Genomic DNA, 16,693 nt, shown 5'->3' with positions numbered 1-16,693 from the left:
AATTTTTCCCCCTCTACAGATTTTTAAGGTAGTTGACCTCTTCTTCTGTCATGTATCTCCACCCCCCGGGGGCAAGTCCCCGGAGGGTCAGATTTCCTATGCGGGTTCGCCTGAGCGACAAAACTGGATGGCCTATAGCTTCGCACATGCGACGCACTTGCCTTTTTCGCCCCTCGTGAATAATAATTTCGAGCACAGCATTCCTTCCTTTTTTCAAAATGCGAACTTTTGCAGGGGCTGTTTTTCCATCTTCCAAGAATATTCCCTTTCTTAACCTTCTGATGTCTTTTTCATCGGGAACACCCATAACTTTCGCTATATAAGTCTTATCTATCTGATGCTTGGGATGCATAAGCTTATACGACAGTTCACCGTCATTGGTTATTATAAGTAGTCCTTCCGTATCCTTATCCAAGCGGCCCACCGGAAACACTCTTTCTTTTACACCCGCAAGAAGGTCGATAACAGTAGGTCTGCCAAAAGGATCTTTAACAGTAGTCAAAACTCCTTTTGGTTTATTCATAATTATATATACGGGTTTCATTTTAATGCGGCATATTTCTCCATCTACTCTTACTTCATCCGCATCGGGGTCGACCTTGGTGCCCAGTTCTTTAACAACTTTCCCGTTAACTTGAACCCTTCCATCAAGTATTAACATTTCACATGCTCGTCTGGAGGCAATTCCAGCCATAGAAAGGAATTTTTGCAACCTCACCTTCAAATTAACAACACCCTTTTCCGAATAAATTATATTAGTATTTATTATTATACGCCGTGTTGTCGTTTTCCTTCATTTATGACGAGATTTTCATTGAAAACGTTATAAAGTTGGAGATTTTTCACTTTTTCTCTTATTGCCCCTTTTTCTGTAAGGTAAAGCCCGAATTTCTTCATTCGCTCGAAGTAAACAGAACCTGCAAAAGTAAAGCGTTTATAAAGTCCTTCGGGCTTTTTAATCTCCTCGTTCACGTAAGCTATAATGTCTCCAACAGCCAGTTCTCTTGGCAGTTTCAAAAGCTCCAGTCCCAGTGCCTTCCTTACCGCATTGTGACCTGCAAGAATTCCAGTGCAAATAGCTTCGGTGTGCCCAACAATCGGCCCGGACTTTTCCCCCGCACAAAACAGGTTTTCAACTCCTTCCACTTGCAGGTAGTCATCACGCGGTGCCATTGACATATATCTTATCGAATTTCCTTTGCTGCCTGCATAGGGATCCTCAAAACAAACATTTTCAAAGCCTTTAATTTTTCTCAATTCATCTAAACTGAAAAACGGTGCCATGAGCTTTGCGTGTCCGGTATCTAATAAAACAATGTTCTCTGCAAACTCATCTGAAGCGTATTGCTGGCATACTTTTATCGAAAGTTTTTCTTTATTAATAAACTCTTCGGGCAACTTTATCACAACTACTCCTTTTTCCTCTAATTCCTTTTTTATATCTTCTCCGAGCGAATCTTTGTTCAATTTACATGAACCACTCATCGCACCGTAAAGGTCCGGAGATCTTTTAGCGACAAGGTCTTCCACTCCTGCTTTTTCACTAATACTGACTCTCGGCCCATATGCCGGACATCTTTGTATACACATGCAGCATCCATTGCCATATTTAACGCAGTTTCCCATAGGCCCTGAAGAGCCGGTGGTTTCCACATATACATCACCTTCGATTGTTTCGCCATCGGCTAACACTATACTTTTTATCCTTTTACCCTCCATTTCGACATCTATTGCTCTTGATTGAAAGCGAAGCTCCACTCCCATTTTTTCTAAAAATTTTCTCACACGGGGTTCTATTTTTACAACATCGTATAGTGTGGCGTGGGAATGTCCGGGAAAGTCCACATTGCGATGACGTGCGGATTCATCCGCAATTTCAAATAGCTCTCCTGCACCTAATGCGATTGCCTCTTCTGCTGCGGTATAGCGGCCATTGTTCCTCATTATGCCTCCCACGAGTCCGCACCCAAGAAGCATATCAGTCTTTTCCAAAATCACCACTTCAGCTCCTGCTTTTCTGGCGGCCAACGCCGCACCACATCCCGCCCAGCCGCCGCCTACAACTATTACTTTTGGCATGATTTGAGCCCCCCCAACTAAATCATATATTCTGTTTGTGCTTTACAAAATTTTATCTTTTCTGAACCCAATACAACAACACAACTTCCGCAAATTCCCTCTCCGCAGCACATCTGGACGTTGTTAGATACTGCGAAGTCTATCTTTCGTCCACTCCGGACAATGGCCGACTTTACAAAGTCGTGCTGCATATCCGAACCTCCACTGTAAATCATTTCAATATTTTTTTCTTCTATCAAATTCAACAACAAATCTCCAAGCACAAGGTCTTGTTTTGCAAAAAGTCGAATCGCCACATCCAAGTTTTTTAAATAATCCTCAGCGGGGTTATAATTTATCGCCCCGGAATCTAATAAGGCCGTTATTTCATTTTTCCCTCGAACGAGAGCCTTAGCTATCAAGACAAGAGAGGCTTGCCCGATTCCCCCGCCAATCAATAGACATTTTTTGTTCTTAGCACCTTTTATATATTTTAAACCTAAAACTCCGTTGTAGTAAGGTCCTCTTAATAAGAAAGCTGTATTTTCTTGAACTAAACTTTTAGTTTTTGGGCCTATTATTTGAACGGCAAAGCTTAAACTGTTTTCATCTTCGTTTGCATCCATCACACAAATAGGAACTTCAAAATAAGTCGGACTATCAAAAGACTTTAAAAAGACATAAGTACCGGGCTGGCTGAAGTCCCGACTTAAAGCAGGCAACGTGAGTATTACCTTAAACACTACAAGGTTATCGCTGAATGCCTTTTTTTCTGCTATTTTTGCTTCTACTGTCTTTCGAAAGTTTTTCTTTTTCTTTCCATTCCAAATGTATTCCTGATAGATACAAAACCCCTGCCAATTGCAATCGCAAGTATCTTTCCCCTGGAGTACAGAACACACAAGACAGTTTTGAGTCTCAGCAAGGTAACAAGGACAATAAGGCGACAGCGCATCTATGCACTTGCAGGTAAACACCACGGAGAACCACCCCTCCAAAAAATGAACCTAAAATTAATTTATGAATGGCCCTTCCGAACTGTGATAAAGAAAAAAGGCCGAATCACAACAGATTCGACCTAAAACCCCAAAATTTTCATTAATATATCCGCACCATCTTTTAAAATATTCACTACCGGCAGAGAGAGTGCTTTTTGCATCTCTTTTTTCAGCAACATTTCATCGACATAAGCTGGTTCGTAAATATTTTTATCGAACATATATCGGGGATAAAAAGGATTTATAGTTACCGCTAAAACCGGCACTTTTTTCAATACTTCCATTCGCCCTTTTAAAGCTTCTACTTTATTTATAGTCATCACTATTCTTTCAGGACTCGCATTCACCATAAGTTTTAGCGGATCATGAAGAAGAATTGTAAAACCGCTTAACCTACCATCCAATATTTCTAAAAGTTTTTCCAGCACAGGCTGGGAAACAGCAGCGGGTATATACATAGCACGGGCATTGTCGGTTATAATTTTTCTCAGTTCTAACACCATGTCATCATGAATCAATGCCGAATAGCGATAGGTATCTATTTTGTCTCCTTTGTTAATTACCGCGATTGTTTTTATATCGCTTACTATCTTCTTATAGCTTTCTCCCGTCTCAGCCAAATCTAATATATCACAAATATGCCTCGTTTCTTGAACCAACTCGGCCACATCGGAATTTCTAGCGGCACCTGTTGCAATAATCAATCCATCAGCAATTGCCATCGGCGCTATTCGATTCATAGCTCCGTCAACAAGAACAATTTCGCATCCCAATTCTTCTAACATTGCCTTGACGACTCTTTTAAGTTCGCCACTCTTATTAGGACCTGCCACCACTACGAGCCCATCTTTCTTTACTTCGGCAATTATAACCCTTCCTAATGGTGTAAAAACATCGGTTTCTTCTATAATTTTTAATTCTGCACTTCCTACATTTATTAAAGTGATGGCAGTAGCAACTACGTTACCTTTTTTCAAAAACAACCTTGGTTTTACTAGCCCCGTTATGTTATCAATCTCTTCTCCGTCGTAACCTATGCTTGTCAAGCCTATTTTTGTTTTCGAGGACTGAGATACACATTTAAGAAGCGCTGATATTGTAGTAGTTTTACCTGTGTTTTTGGCAGTACCGGCAACGCCGATTATTCGCACCCTAATTACCTCCGGAAATTATATTTTTTACCGTGCCTCGGCCTGCCCTTCCCGGGTACGCTCCTTCTTCACGGCTTCCCAATAGCCCCTTATAAAGGGCATCCACAAAACTGCCGTTTTTAACAACCGACTCGAGTGTACTTTCTATGCCTTCCATAATCTGAGAAGCCCAAACTTCGGAATTTTCAGTGGGAATTATTTTAGCATGTCCGAAAAATCTAAATGCCGATTGAGTTGCCCTGAGAGTGTCGACTCTTGAAGCAGCAGATATAGGTCCGCCTGAATAAGCTTCATCGGCAGAAGCGATGGAAATTCCATCAACTTCTAATGAAGAAGCCAGTGATGCATGCAAGGCTGTACTTAACGAAGATTGGACTCTGTCTTCTGTCTGAGTCAAAAATCCGATAGGTGCACCGCACCAGATTGGTGCGTTTATTATTCTTTTGAGGGCGATTATCTTTGCAGCATTGAAGTCGATGTAATTGTCTTCCATTTGTCCATTTATCATAACTTCGGGCGAATAGCAGAATAACGGTTGAAGGATTGGTCGAGCACCTAATTTTAGCCCCAGCATTGTAACGATTAACATTCCTGCGAATGCTTTATGCGCCGGCACTCCGCACAACTCTTCATTAGTAACTACATCGAAAGGCATTTTAAATTTGGCCGCATATTTAATTGCAGCCACTGCATCTACAGTTAGCCTTTCGGGGTCTGTCCCTCCTCCCAAAGATCCATAAGCTATATTTATTTTTGTTAAATCCGCTCCCACTCTTCCTGCAAGTAATACAGTCTCTGGTGTATTTAAGCCTCGATGAGCTCTCACCTGCCACAGTGTAGAAGGCATCAGTGCATCTTTTATAAGCCTGAGATTTTCATAAGTTATGATAGAACCGTCCTCTTCGTGGGTAATGAAACCTTCGTAAAAACCTTCAGTCCTAGCCCCCCACGATGGATCGAAATGAACGACACCGTCTGCACCCCATGCCTCACAGGTTTTGATGTGTGCTATATCCATGAAGGGGCAACCGGTACCGTATTGGATAAAAACTACGGGATTAGTATCAATATGCTGCAAATTCAAGGGTTTCATTTTTGCCTTTACTTTTTCTAAATAGCTCTTTAAAGCCTGGAGTTCTTGTGAAGTAAGCTGCCTTGTTTTTTCTTTTAACATACCATTAGCATAATATGCTTTTACTATGTCGTCGCAAAAAGCAGCATATTCCTTTCTCAATTGCCTTAATTCTACCTCATCGTTGCTTTCTAACATCTTCTCACGAATTTTTGCCCTTTCGATACCGGGAGTCGTTTTGCCTTTCACGTATTCAATTATTTCATCGGCAATAGCATTCAATAACTTTTCTATTCTTTTGTCTTTGAACGTATAATCGTATTTCTGCGTTATATCTTTTTTCTTTTTTTGTGCATCTTTATCTTTTTTTATATATTCCCTGCCTTCAACGAAGGCTATAGCTTCTTCCACGGTAGTTCCTGGTCCAAAACCTGCGTCAAATCCTAGTTCCGCTGCAAGCTCTGGCTTAATTGCCATACCTCCGATACCTATTTTTACTCTTTCTCTTAATCCAGATGCCTCGGCTAGATCGATGAAACTCCCTAGGATTTCAGCCACCCTATATCCAAGAGTTCTGCTGATTAATATAACATCCACGTTGTTGTCTATAGCAGCTTTAATAATTTCTTCTGGAGAATAATCGGGCGGGAGGAGAATGGCATCATGTCCTGCCAACTCTAGGCCTCTTTTTATCATTTTAAGGCCGATGTCATGAACTGGATCTAACGGGGCAAGCAGTACTTTTTTCTTCTGTAAAGTCATAGTTTTTCCCCCTCATTGACTATTATTCTCATCGTAAAACCAGTTATACCGCTCTCCAGGTTTATATATATATCCTCTTACTCTGACTCTGGCACCCGGACCAAGGTATTGTATGAAAACAATACTTGCATTACAAAATCCCAGTTCATTCATCATTTGCATGGAAATCTTCTTTGCTTCCTCTTCGTTGTCGCAAACCAGAAACGTTTCTATGTCGACGGCATCCATAACCTTTTCCAGAGCTTTTGACATTAAAATTCCTCCCTCATCATTGATGAGTAATGATGTGGATAAATAATTAGTTAAAAATATTACGCTCAATTAAAACCAATTTTTACATATTAACATCATCACTCTCATACACCATATTCCAATATTTTTCAACATCTTCAATCAAATTCTCTATATGGTTTACCATGGCATTTTCCGCCTCTTCTGGGTTTCTCGAAGCTATGGCTTCGAAAATCTTCTCGTGATCCAGTAACACCTTACTCTTAACTTTTTTTCTTATATATTCCAAAACTGGCGATAACTGCCCGTGTTGTCTTATGAGGTCCAACGCTGCATCAAGGACCCTATTTCTAGCTGCTTGGGCTATCAATTTATGAAATCTGACATCATCTTCAGCGATAGAAAGTCCCTTCTCTACATGAATTCGTTGAAATTTTATCACTTCTTCGATTTCCTTGAGTTCCCGCCGAGTTATATATTGAGCAGCAAATCTTGCCAGTTGACTTTCTATAACTTTCCTGGCAATCAAAATGTCGATTAGATTTTTTCTACCGGTAACTTTTATAACGTTTATGAGTTCATTTCCGTAGTGGTGTATTTTGTGATCATGTTCTAATTCTCTTAATTTTTCTATGCCGTAAGATGTCAATATTCGCCCTTTAAACCCTACTTTCTCGGTATAACCTTCGGCATCCATCTCTCTTAATATTCTCCCGACAGTAGCCTCACTTATATCATAGCCGTTCAATCTCAAGCTTTCACGGACAAAACCCGATCCCACCGGAACAGATGAATTCGATATAGTCTTGAGGACTTGATACAATAATTGCTTTTTTTCAGAAGACATACTATCCTCCTGGAGAACTAGTATTCTCACTTTACATTATACAATATTTTGGTGTCTAAAAAAATCATTTTTTAGACAAAAAGGGGCTTTATACGCCCCTTTTTGTCTAATTAACATTTTAGATTATATTATCTGTTGGTTGAAAAAATTCAACATACCGGCTTTTTTAACTCTTTCCCTTATTTTCTCCACATCAGTAGTATACAAATCTAATTGTTTCATTCTTTCAAAATATACTGATCCAGAAAAAGTATATTTCTTTGAAATTCCTTCTTCCGTTTTCATCTGTTCGTTTACATAAGCAATGGCATCACCTACTGCCAGTTTTGTTGGAATTGTCGCCAAACTTGCGCCTACTGCGTACCTCACAGCATTAGCACCAGCCAACGTTCCTGTACATATCGCCTCAGTGTGTCCTACCAAAGGACCTGCCTTTTCTCCCGCACAGAAAAGATTATCTACTCCCTGAACTTTCAGACAATTATCCCGCGGCGACATTGCCATATATCTCATTGAGTTGCCCAGGTTACCTGCATAAGGATCTTCATAGCGGGCGTTTTCAAATCCCGGAATTCTTCTCAACTGATCGAGCGGAAAGTAGGGTGTCATCAATTTCGCATGGCCCGTGTCGAGCAATACGACATTTTCCACGAATTCTTTTAAGGCATATTGCTGGCAAGCTTTTTTAGTCAGGATTTTTTCATCTTCTCTAACCTCAGTGGGAACCGGGATAACAGCCACGCCGGTGGTATTAAGCTTTTCTACTATTTCTTCGGCCAGAGAATCTTTATGCAGTTTACAAGATCCGCTCATCGCCCCGAACGTTCCATCAGCTTTTTTCGCCATCATCTCTTTTACTCCAGCTTTCGCCGCTATACTTACACGTCCACCGTAGCTCGGACACCTTAAGATACACATGGCACACCCGTTTCCATATTTAGCGCAGTTGTTTTGAGGACCGGCAGTTCCAGTGCATTCGACGAACACATCTCCGGAAAATACCTCGTCATTATCGGTTATAACGGTTTTAATTTTGTTCCCTTCCATTTCTATGTCTCTCACTCGACTCATCGTATGAATCTCAATGCCGGCTTCTAGGAGAACTTTTTTGACGGCAGGTTCGACCTTTGATACATCATAAAGGGTGGCGTGTTTATGACCTGGAAACTCCACGTTTTTATGCCTTGCTACCTTGTCCGTAACTTCAAACAGTTCCCCGGCTCCCATTGCAATCATTTCTTCCGTAGCAGTGAAGCGACCGTTGTTGCGCATGATTCCGCCTACCAAACCAGTTCCCAATAACATATCGGTTCTTTCGAGCAACACAACTTCCGCACCAGCTTTTCTGGCGGCAAGGGCGGCGGCACATCCCGACCATCCTCCGCCTATTACTACAACTTTAGGCATTCTATGACCCCCTAAGAGTTTCTTTATTGATTATTTAATCAATATAACCACTATATTTGGCCACAATTTCGATCAGCCTGACAAGGGCCCGCACTGCTAACCTTGCTCTATCCTCTATTATCTGACCGTTATCGTCTGTAGTTCCCAACCCCGGCGATATCATAATGTTTGCATCGTAAGCTACCGTGGGTATTACTCCCATTTGCGACATTCCGCTTTGTAATATATTTGTTCCTGCGTACATATCTTCTATTGTAAATATCGGTAATCCCAATTCTTCGCCATTCCAAGTGTTTTCGTAATTTACTTCCACCGCCCTGCTGTTGTAAGACTTGCTTATTATTAAGCCTTTCTTTATCTTCGGATGTATGTTTTCAAATTCTTCTTTTACTATTTCGTAAAGATCGTCCACAGGTTTGGTAAGTTCTTCGGGGTTTTCCCTCAATTCTTTTAATGCTGCTATGACACCCAACAAAGCTTCTTTACCCGGGTCATTAGTTACGTAGGCAGCCTTTCCGTACGAAGCTGTAGTACCGTATCTATCACCGTGGTAACCCAGAGCCCTTCTTATGGGAACCATGTACTCCTCTTTTCCGATTATAAGGCCGGCGGTTGTGGATTCGCTGGCTTTATCCATGCTGTAAATAATAACGTCTGCTCCGCTCTTTCTTATGTCATGGCCTATAAACGGCACACCCCACGCGTTATCCAAAACATAAGGCACGTCAAACTCATGGGCAATTTCTGCCAGTTTCTTTTGAAGCGCTGGTGTCCCATCAGCATCCTTTACACCGTAACCATAGCCCGGAGTGTCATACGCTAGGGAGGTAATACCCGCCAACATAAAAGCATTTCTTTGAGCAGCTTCTTTTATCTTTTTCGCCGATGCCTCGGGATCAACTTTTGTCAGTAAAATTGCAGGATGGTATTTGATTCCATGCACCGAATAATCCGCTCCAACAAGCGGCACGATGTGGACACTCAGATTGTTTTGTCTTTTCCCATAGAATCCAAGTTCACCTGCAGTGCAGCCCCGGTCTGCGAAAATATCCTTGAAGCGGGGCGGATAAGGCCTTCCGTATCCTCCATGATGATGCAAATGCTTTTCATAAGGTATTATATAACGACTAAGGTAATTGTCGCCTCTGCCCTGCATTGGCGGAGTAAACAACACATCAAAAGTTACCCATAAACCGGCCTCGCAAGTGTTAATGGGAGCTGCGTCATATTCATCTCCATATACATCCTTCACTATAGCTCTTATTTCATCCACCAACTTGGCAAGAGGAATTACTTCGGTACTTCCCTTTTCTACAGCTTCCCTCACTTTTTTGGTCAGGGGAGAAGGACAGCCCGATATAGCTCCCGTAAGACCGAATTTTCCTCTTATCTCAGGGGGTATACCGATTTCATCAGATGCTTTTCTAGCTTCCGCGTAGATGTTCGCGATATTCGCTTGAAGATGTCTGTACATTTCAAATTTCTTTTTAAACTTTGGCATTCTTTAACCCTCCTCATGAAATTTATGGAATCAAGCGGCAAATTTAACCGCCTAATTCTCATCCTTTATCTAATTACCCTATTACAATTTCTGAATCGAGCTCGATTCCCATTTCGTTCCCGGTAACAAGTTCCATAGCATTCAACACTATGTTATAATGGTTGGGCATATGCGTTTCGTCGTATCCTGCTATCTTACCTATTACTCTACCATTAATTTTTACCTCATCGCCTGATACTATAACTGCACTTTCTTTTGCCTCAAAAAAACCTACGTATGCAATTCTGTTTACAATGTCTCCTGGCCCTTTTGCCTCATCAGTGATTATAAGCTCATGTACTTCTCCGACTTTTATACATCTTGATGGTTGAACGATTAGTTTTAGGCCCCTTTCTTCGTATTTTCCATCTAAAACTACTATTATCTTGCCTTTTAATGGTTTCTTTCGAATATAGGGATTAACCCCTTTAAACATACCATTTTTGTACGGATCTCCCATAGGCATCATACTCCTTATCATCATACTCCTCATCATTGATGAGTTGTTTCAATTAAAAAATTCGACACGTAAAGTTGAAAATCCTTCTTGATCAATAAATTTTTTTATAAACATCACTCTCGCCGAGCACCCACATCTTAATCATTTTATAGAAATTATCGAAAATTGACTTTTTCCTTATGTCAAAAATTGAAACAAGAGGCGTACTGTAAATTAATTTTGAATCTACATATATTTGAATCTCTCCCAATACCTGGCCTTTATAAACAGGCGCTTGTATAAAAAGAGGGACGCTTATGTTTATTTGAACTTTTTCTTTTTCACTCAATGCCAAAACTACATCTTCTCCTGTGACTGCAACAACTTTTTCTACAATGCCTCCCTTCACAGGAACGGCTGCAAAAACGCTATCTTTTGATGCCAGCTTTTTTAATTCATAATTATCAAACCCATAATTAATGAGTTTTAATGAAGTCGAAAAATGGTCTTGTGCGCCTAAAACTACTGAAATAAGTCTAAACCCATTTTTTTGCGCGGTAGCCACAAGACATTTGCCTGCTTTTCCTGTGTAACCAGTCTTTACTCCGTCTATTTTATCAGAAATCCTTAGTAATCTGTTAGTATTGTATATATGTCTTGGGCATTTTCCTTCGTTTATAACAATATCTTTTGTACTTACAATTTCCTTAAATTTAGGTATATTTAGGGCATATCGCGTAATCAAGGCCAAGTCTCTCGCAGTAGTAAAATGCCCAGGTTCATCAAGACCATGAGGGTTCTTAAAGCTGGTGTTTTCAGCACCTATTTCTTTCGCTTTTTGGTTCATCATTTCTACAAAGGTCTCTACATCTCCGCCTATATGTTCGGCAATAGCTATAGCAGCGTCATTTCCGGAAGATAACAACAACCCATATAACATATTTTCAAGAGACATTGTCTCATCAACTCTGAGGTGAAAGGAGGAACCACCAATGGAAGCCGCCCTTCGGCTAACGGTTACTTTTGACGATAAATCTCCTTTTTCCAAAGCCACAACTGCTGTCATAATTTTAGTTGTACTTGCCATGGGCAGCCGCATTTGAGAATTTTTTTCTATTAATATTCTTCCGGTAACTGCATCCATCAATAGATATGCTCGTGCATTTAAACGAAGACTTGTTTCTTCGGCCCGTGCCACACCAGTACTATTTAAAATAAAGACTACCAGCAAGGCGTATATTAAAAAAATTACTAAAGCAATTTTCGTCCTGTTTTCAAACATAATATAACCCCTCCAGCTAAGGCTTATTTTTTGTAAAAAGCGAATCCAAGATTCTTGAAAAAGCTGGAGGGTTTTACATGACATGGTAATTCCTAATTATTGTTCTCGTATAATATATTGCATCCAAATTCCTTCGCTATTTTTTCTGCTTCTCTTATGTCTTCTTCGCTCCCAATGGACCATCCTCCTTTGTAAACGCCATTTACATATATCTCGACTTTATCTTTTTTAAATATCATAAGTTTTTCCTGTCTTTGCTTCATTTGGTTAACTTGTCTCATAATTGCTTCTTCAGGGTCAATACCCAACACTTTTAGAGCTATTAATATGCAGGAAAAGGCATCCTCCAATTCGCGCTTTGCTTTTGCGATTTCGCCTCTTAGGAGGGCTTTTAAGGACTCGGCTACCTCTTCGTTTAAATGGCTTACTGCTTCTTTAGGATCGGCTGTCTTGTACTTTCTATTTTCCCAAATTATGTCCATTGCTTCTTTTAAATTCATTTTTGACTCCTCTCCCTAAAAAAAGTATGTCTTATTTCTTATTTTAACAAAAATATAATGGTCCAGTCTATTTGGGCTGGACCACTATTGACTCAGAGTTCTTTTTCAGCGCTGTTTTTAACTGTTCTAAAATTTGTGGAGCTAAATCTATTACCCTCTCCCACATGGCGTTTTGATGGACCGGCAACAATCTAATTTGTCCTTGCCCTACTACCATAAATGCAACAGGCTGTATAGAAACCCCGCCTCCGCTTCCACCGCCAAAAGGAATTTTTCTCGCTTCCTTACTTTCATCTTTATCCTGATTGCCTTTTGCAAAAAATTCACTCCCTCCGGCGGCAAAACCGAAGGTGACTCGCGACACCGGAATAATTACGGTGCCGTCCTGCGCTTCAACAGCATCCCCAATTATCGTGTTGACATTAACCATTTCTTTTATGCTCTCCATAGCCGTTTTCATCAAATTTTCAATAGGATGTCCATCCATTTTCTTTCGCTCCTTCTAATTTTTTGTCTAAACCGTGATCTCCACAAAAATAGTCCCGCGGTAATAATATGACCGATTCTCATGCTCATTATACTCTCCAAATGAAGCTCCAGCGGTTTTTGACCGGAAAAATCAGGCTTTAGGTCCACATATACTTCAGAACTATCAATGTCATAATAAAGGCTTAAAATTACAAAAGTAAAAGCCGCAATGTTCCACATCAATCCTGCTGATAAACCTGTAATAAGTGGGTCATGGAAACCGTATCTTACGTAACACGAAATCTTTTTTATCTTAATTTCTTTCAAAAAAGAAATCAAATCCAATGACTGCCAATTCCACTTCTTTTTACTGTTATTATATGGAATATAAAATATTCCCCTTTTAAAAGTAAGTCCTCCGACCGATACTTTCAGGCGAACTTCCCATCTTTCTTTTTCTTCTACATCTAAATTCACATAATATTTTACAGGAACGAGGACAATTAACAAAACGGTAAGAATAGTGACCAACAATATAAATAATATAACCACATTAATCCCCTATTCGCTCAATTTAATCTCCGAAAGTTCTTCAATAGAGCTGAGCCCAAAATATTCTAGACATTCCTGCGTTGTACCGTACAAAATCGGTCGACCGGGCACGTCTAACCTTCCAACCTCACAGATCAAATTCCTTTCCATCAGACTGTTTAGTGTTTTTTCTACGTTAACACCTCTTATGGATTCTATTTCAGCTTTGGTGACCGGCTGTTTGAACATGATTATTGCCAATGTTTCCAAAGCAGCTTTTGAAAGTTGGGTTCGAATTTGAGGTTTTAGCAATTTTTCTAAATAAGGGTAAATTTCAACCTTAGTAGTTAGCCTTATTTTTTTACCTACTTCTGATATCATGATTCCTCTATTTTTAGAATTATATTCCTGTTTCATATCATTGACGAGGGATAAAACTTCCTCCTCAGAAATTTCAAGCACTTTTGCCAGATCTTTCAATTCAACGGGATCTCCAGCTGCAAATAATATACCTTCCAAAATTCCTATAGCCGCATCTCTGTCCAATTTAACCTCCCTCCTTTAATACTACCGTTATTTCTCCAAAAAGTTGTTCCTGATGTACTCTTACCCTGTTTAATTTTATAAGTTCGAGTATAGCAAGAAAAGTCATTATTATTTCTAATTTACTGGAATTCTCTTGAAAAAACTCCCTGAAAAACATCCTTTTCTTCTTTAATAAAATTTTATATACCTGTTTCACCCTAACCCTCAACGGCAACGGCTCTTTTAAAATCGTCTTTAGGTTTTGACTTCCTTCAATTTTACCTTTTTTAATGATACGAGTAAAAATTAAGATTAGATCGTCAAGATTAACTTCAGAAAGACAAATTTCTCCTTCAAACAAAAAGGAAAAATCATCGGGCTTACGTTTAAAAACTCTACTTTCTTTCTCTTCTTTTTTCCTCAACGCCATAGCGATCATTTTATATTTTTTATATTCTATCAACTTTTCTACCAGTTCTATCCTTGGATCTTCTTTTTCGGCACCTGCACATATCTCTTTCTGTATATCGCCGGTTTTCTCGACGGGAAGTAACATTCTAGATTTTATACTGAGCAATGTGGCCGCCATTAACAAAAACTCACTGGCCATATCAATATCCAGTTTATCAAGCCCTTCCAAATAGCTCAGATATTGGTCGGTCAGCTCCGAAATAGGTATGTCATAGATATTTATCTGGTTTTTCTCTATAAGATGAAGAAGAAGGTCCAGCGGACCTTCAAAAGCTTCTAGCTTAACATTTAGCGCCACGAATCTATCACCCTTTTAAAATCTAAAAATCAATAATATATCGCTCAATCTATCTAAAACGCGCAAAGAAATTGATATAAAAGGGTCGAGAATAATATGTACCAAATTAAAATAAACAATGAATATTAGTATTAAAGGACCATAAGTTTCTAAATAAACAAGTTTATCGCTCATTCTCCATGGTAGAAGACCCGTAAAAATCTTATACCCATCAAGAGGGGCGATGGGGAGAAGATTGAAAACTGCTAAAACCAAATTATAAGAAAATAACACCTCTAAAAAAACGGCGAATAATCCACCGAACACATTTAACTTGATAACCACTAAAGTTATAAAGGCTAGTAAAAAATTTGTCAAAGGGCCCGCGAGGGATGTCAGCACAATGCCGTTTCTGTTAGAATAATACCTCGGATCAACCATAACCGGCTTTGCCCAACCGAATTTAAATAGCCACAACATGAGCAAACCGATCGGATCAAGGTGTGCTAACGGATTTAAAGTCAACCTCCCCGTCCATTTGGGAGTTGGATCACCCAAAGCATAAGAAACTCTTGCGTGAGCATATTCGTGAAAAGATATGGCTATCAAAAGAGCCGGAATTCGTAGTAGCATTTCTGGACCTGAAAAATAGGGCATTTATAACATCCTTTCGTATAATATTTACCAATAAGCATTATATCATTTTTGCAACCATAAAAAAAGTGCGCATTAGCGCACTCTTATAAGACATGCGATGCAACTTTTTCTTCCTCTTCGGATATCTCATTTTTTAAAAGGTCCTCATAAGTCTCTCTTTTTACCGAAAGCCATGAAACCCCCTCTTTCACAAAAACAATAGCCGGACGCGGTATCATATTGTAATTACTTGCCATAGAATAGTGGTATGCTCCGGTTGACAATACCGCCAAAATATCCCCGCTTTCCACTTCCGGAAGCTTTATGTCCCATATGAGCATGTCCCCGGATTCACAGCATTTTCCCGCAATTGACACAACTTCTTTTGGCGGCTTATTTGCCTTGTTTGCTATGATGGCTGTATATTTTGCACCGTAAAGCGCTGGCCTTATATTGTCGCTCATTCCCCCATCCACACAGACGTATTTTCTTACATTTGGAATATCTTTTATTGCTCCTATTGTATATAGGGTTACCCCAGCCGGCCCCACAATGGCCCTGCCGGGCTCTATCATAATCCTCGGAACAGTCACATTTAACTCATTAGCCCATTTCTTTACCGATTCAACTAGCGCTTTCAAATATTCTCTCGGGTGAAGTGGTTTATCGTCCTCAGTATACTTTATTCCAAATCCTCCACCAAAATCGAGTTGAGACGTTTCAAAACCGTATTGTTCTTTTACCGAGTTAACAAACTTCATCATAACTTCTGCAGTTAATGCAAATGGTTCAGCTTCAAATATCTGCGATCCAATATGGCAGTGAAAACCAACCAATTTTACACCTTTTATGTTTAAAGCTTCCTCAACTGCTGCCATGGCCATTCCGTTTTCAAGGCTAAAGCCGAACTTTGAATCTATTTGGCCTGTCTTTATATAATCGTGAGTATGGGCTTCTATTCCGGGTGTTATGCGCAGCAGTACTTTTGCCTTCTTTTTCAGCTTTCGCGTGAGGCTGCTTAGCATTTCCAGTTCATAGAAATTATCTACTACGATATGTCCAACCCTGTGTTCCAAAGCCATTTTCAATTCTTCGTAAGATTTATTATTTCCATGAAAATATACTCTTTCTAGCGGAAAACCTGCTTTTATTGCGGTATAAAGTTCTCCACCTGAAACCACATCGAGAAAGAGGCCTTCTTCTTTTACTATTTTGCACATAGACATAGTAATAAATGCTTTCGCAGCATAAATTACACCGCTGTCCGGATGCAGTGAATGTAGTTCATTCTTGTAAATCCTGCAATTTTCTCTTATGAGCGATTCATCCATCACGTAAAGAGGTGTCCCGTATTTATTTGCAAGTTCAACCGCATCACATCCACTTATTTCGAGATGGCCTTTCTTATTTACCGTCAAGTTCTTGTGCAGCATCTATGTTCTCCTTTCTTCTAATTATTTTTACAGATAAATTAAAAAAAAATACAGCCGCAGATATT

General features: G+C 39.8%; 18 protein-coding genes. All 18 read right to left on the bottom strand.

What is annotated here, in order from left to right; all coding sequences use genetic code 11:
- Window positions 1-13 precede the first annotated feature (13 nt).
- The 18 genes from BUB66_RS09000 to lysA all read right to left on the bottom strand — a co-directional run bounded on the left by BUB66_RS09000 (window position 14) and on the right by lysA (window position 16,628).
- Entirely contained in the window at window positions 14-724 is a 711-nt protein-coding gene (locus BUB66_RS09000) for a pseudouridine synthase (RefSeq protein WP_073257743.1), read from the bottom strand.
- Window positions 725-768: 44 nt separating this feature from the next.
- Entirely contained in the window at window positions 769-2,079 is a 1,311-nt protein-coding gene (locus BUB66_RS08995) for an FAD-dependent oxidoreductase (RefSeq protein ID WP_073257741.1), read from the bottom strand.
- Between the two features lie 17 nt (window positions 2,080-2,096).
- A complete protein-coding gene (locus tag BUB66_RS08990; protein WP_159431517.1) occupies window positions 2,097-3,035 on the bottom strand; it encodes a sulfide/dihydroorotate dehydrogenase-like FAD/NAD-binding protein in 939 nt (312 codons plus the stop codon).
- Window positions 3,036-3,136: 101 nt separating this feature from the next.
- Window positions 3,137-4,207 carry a lysine 5,6-aminomutase reactivase subunit KamB gene (gene kamB / locus BUB66_RS08985; protein ID WP_073257737.1) on the bottom strand — a complete coding sequence of 357 codons (1,071 nt, stop codon included), beginning with the start codon at window positions 4,205-4,207 and terminating at the stop codon, window positions 3,137-3,139.
- A 1-nt stretch (window position 4,208) separates the two neighbouring features.
- A complete protein-coding gene (locus BUB66_RS08980) occupies window positions 4,209-6,041 on the bottom strand; it encodes a cobalamin B12-binding domain-containing protein (RefSeq protein ID WP_073257735.1) in 1,833 nt (610 codons plus the stop codon).
- A 12-nt stretch (window positions 6,042-6,053) separates the two neighbouring features.
- Window positions 6,054-6,293: a hypothetical protein gene (locus tag BUB66_RS08975; RefSeq protein WP_073257733.1), complete on the bottom strand. Its 240-nt coding sequence runs from the start codon at window positions 6,291-6,293 to the stop codon at window positions 6,054-6,056.
- An 82-nt stretch (window positions 6,294-6,375) separates the two neighbouring features.
- Window positions 6,376-7,119 (bottom strand): FCD domain-containing protein, encoded by a 744-nt coding sequence (locus tag BUB66_RS08970; protein ID WP_073257731.1) that lies wholly within the window; start codon window positions 7,117-7,119, stop codon window positions 6,376-6,378.
- Between the two features lie 123 nt (window positions 7,120-7,242).
- The gene (locus BUB66_RS08965; protein WP_073257729.1) at window positions 7,243-8,526 is read right to left on the bottom strand and encodes an FAD-dependent oxidoreductase; all 1,284 of its coding nucleotides are present in this window, start codon (window positions 8,524-8,526) and stop codon (window positions 7,243-7,245) included.
- A gap of 34 nt (window positions 8,527-8,560) precedes the next feature.
- Window positions 8,561-10,027, bottom strand: coding sequence for a hypothetical protein (locus BUB66_RS08960; protein ID WP_073257727.1), 1,467 nt, complete (start codon window positions 10,025-10,027; stop codon window positions 8,561-8,563).
- Between the two features lie 73 nt (window positions 10,028-10,100).
- Window positions 10,101-10,526, bottom strand: coding sequence for a DUF6917 domain-containing protein (locus tag BUB66_RS08955; protein WP_073257725.1), 426 nt, complete (start codon window positions 10,524-10,526; stop codon window positions 10,101-10,103).
- 91 nt (window positions 10,527-10,617) lie between these two features.
- Window positions 10,618-11,787 carry a D-alanyl-D-alanine carboxypeptidase family protein gene (locus BUB66_RS12055; protein WP_073257723.1) on the bottom strand — a complete coding sequence of 390 codons (1,170 nt, stop codon included), beginning with the start codon at window positions 11,785-11,787 and terminating at the stop codon, window positions 10,618-10,620.
- A gap of 92 nt (window positions 11,788-11,879) precedes the next feature.
- A complete protein-coding gene (locus BUB66_RS08945; RefSeq protein WP_073257721.1) occupies window positions 11,880-12,287 on the bottom strand; it encodes a nucleoside triphosphate pyrophosphohydrolase family protein in 408 nt (135 codons plus the stop codon).
- Window positions 12,288-12,354: 67 nt separating this feature from the next.
- Window positions 12,355-12,774: a GerW family sporulation protein gene (gene ytfJ, locus BUB66_RS08940; RefSeq protein ID WP_073257719.1), complete on the bottom strand. Its 420-nt coding sequence runs from the start codon at window positions 12,772-12,774 to the stop codon at window positions 12,355-12,357.
- On the bottom strand, window positions 12,747-13,307 hold the full coding sequence (locus tag BUB66_RS08935; protein WP_073257716.1) for a DUF2953 domain-containing protein: 561 nt from the start codon (window positions 13,305-13,307) through the stop codon (window positions 12,747-12,749). The genes ytfJ and BUB66_RS08935 overlap by 28 nt, the downstream gene beginning before the upstream one ends.
- A gap of 9 nt (window positions 13,308-13,316) precedes the next feature.
- On the bottom strand, window positions 13,317-13,832 hold the full coding sequence (scpB, locus tag BUB66_RS08930) for an SMC-Scp complex subunit ScpB (RefSeq protein WP_073257713.1): 516 nt from the start codon (window positions 13,830-13,832) through the stop codon (window positions 13,317-13,319).
- A gap of 1 nt (window position 13,833) precedes the next feature.
- Entirely contained in the window at window positions 13,834-14,580 is a 747-nt protein-coding gene (locus tag BUB66_RS08925; protein WP_073257711.1) for a segregation and condensation protein A, read from the bottom strand.
- 15 nt (window positions 14,581-14,595) lie between these two features.
- Window positions 14,596-15,216 (bottom strand): site-2 protease family protein, encoded by a 621-nt coding sequence (locus BUB66_RS08920; protein ID WP_073257708.1) that lies wholly within the window; start codon window positions 15,214-15,216, stop codon window positions 14,596-14,598.
- A gap of 83 nt (window positions 15,217-15,299) precedes the next feature.
- Window positions 15,300-16,628, bottom strand: coding sequence for a diaminopimelate decarboxylase (lysA, locus tag BUB66_RS08915; protein ID WP_073257706.1), 1,329 nt, complete (start codon window positions 16,626-16,628; stop codon window positions 15,300-15,302).
- Between the last annotated feature and the right edge of the window lie 65 nt (window positions 16,629-16,693).

It is taken from the genome of Caldanaerovirga acetigignens, from assembly GCF_900142995.1.
Lineage (GTDB): Bacteria > Bacillota > Thermosediminibacteria > Thermosediminibacterales > Thermosediminibacteraceae > Fervidicola > Fervidicola acetigignens.
Note: the sequence above shows the minus strand (reverse complement) of the source record. Positions and strands in the feature narration are given on the sequence as shown.

What these genes read in the sequence shown, in the direction of transcription:
- BUB66_RS08995 (WP_073257741.1), bottom strand. Translation starts at nt 2,079, where the DNA reads ATGCCAAAAGTAATAGTTGTAGGCGGCGGCTGGGCGGGATGTGGTGCG.
- BUB66_RS08980 (WP_073257735.1), bottom strand. Translation starts at nt 6,041, where the DNA reads ATGACTTTACAGAAGAAAAAAGTACTGCTTGCCCCGTTAGATCCAGTT.
- BUB66_RS08975 (WP_073257733.1), bottom strand. Translation starts at nt 6,293, where the DNA reads ATGTCAAAAGCTCTGGAAAAGGTTATGGATGCCGTCGACATAGAAACG.
- BUB66_RS08970 (WP_073257731.1), bottom strand. Translation starts at nt 7,119, where the DNA reads ATGTCTTCTGAAAAAAAGCAATTATTGTATCAAGTCCTCAAGACTATA.
- BUB66_RS08965 (WP_073257729.1), bottom strand. Translation starts at nt 8,526, where the DNA reads ATGCCTAAAGTTGTAGTAATAGGCGGAGGATGGTCGGGATGTGCCGCC.
- BUB66_RS08960 (WP_073257727.1), bottom strand. Translation starts at nt 10,027, where the DNA reads ATGCCAAAGTTTAAAAAGAAATTTGAAATGTACAGACATCTTCAAGCG.
- BUB66_RS08955 (WP_073257725.1), bottom strand. Translation starts at nt 10,526, where the DNA reads ATGGGAGATCCGTACAAAAATGGTATGTTTAAAGGGGTTAATCCCTAT.
- BUB66_RS12055 (WP_073257723.1), bottom strand. Translation starts at nt 11,787, where the DNA reads ATGTTTGAAAACAGGACGAAAATTGCTTTAGTAATTTTTTTAATATAC.
- BUB66_RS08945 (WP_073257721.1), bottom strand. Translation starts at nt 12,287, where the DNA reads ATGAATTTAAAAGAAGCAATGGACATAATTTGGGAAAATAGAAAGTAC.
- ytfJ (WP_073257719.1), bottom strand. Translation starts at nt 12,774, where the DNA reads ATGGATGGACATCCTATTGAAAATTTGATGAAAACGGCTATGGAGAGC.
- BUB66_RS08920 (WP_073257708.1), bottom strand. Translation starts at nt 15,216, where the DNA reads ATGCCCTATTTTTCAGGTCCAGAAATGCTACTACGAATTCCGGCTCTT.
- lysA (WP_073257706.1), bottom strand. Translation starts at nt 16,628, where the DNA reads ATGCTGCACAAGAACTTGACGGTAAATAAGAAAGGCCATCTCGAAATA.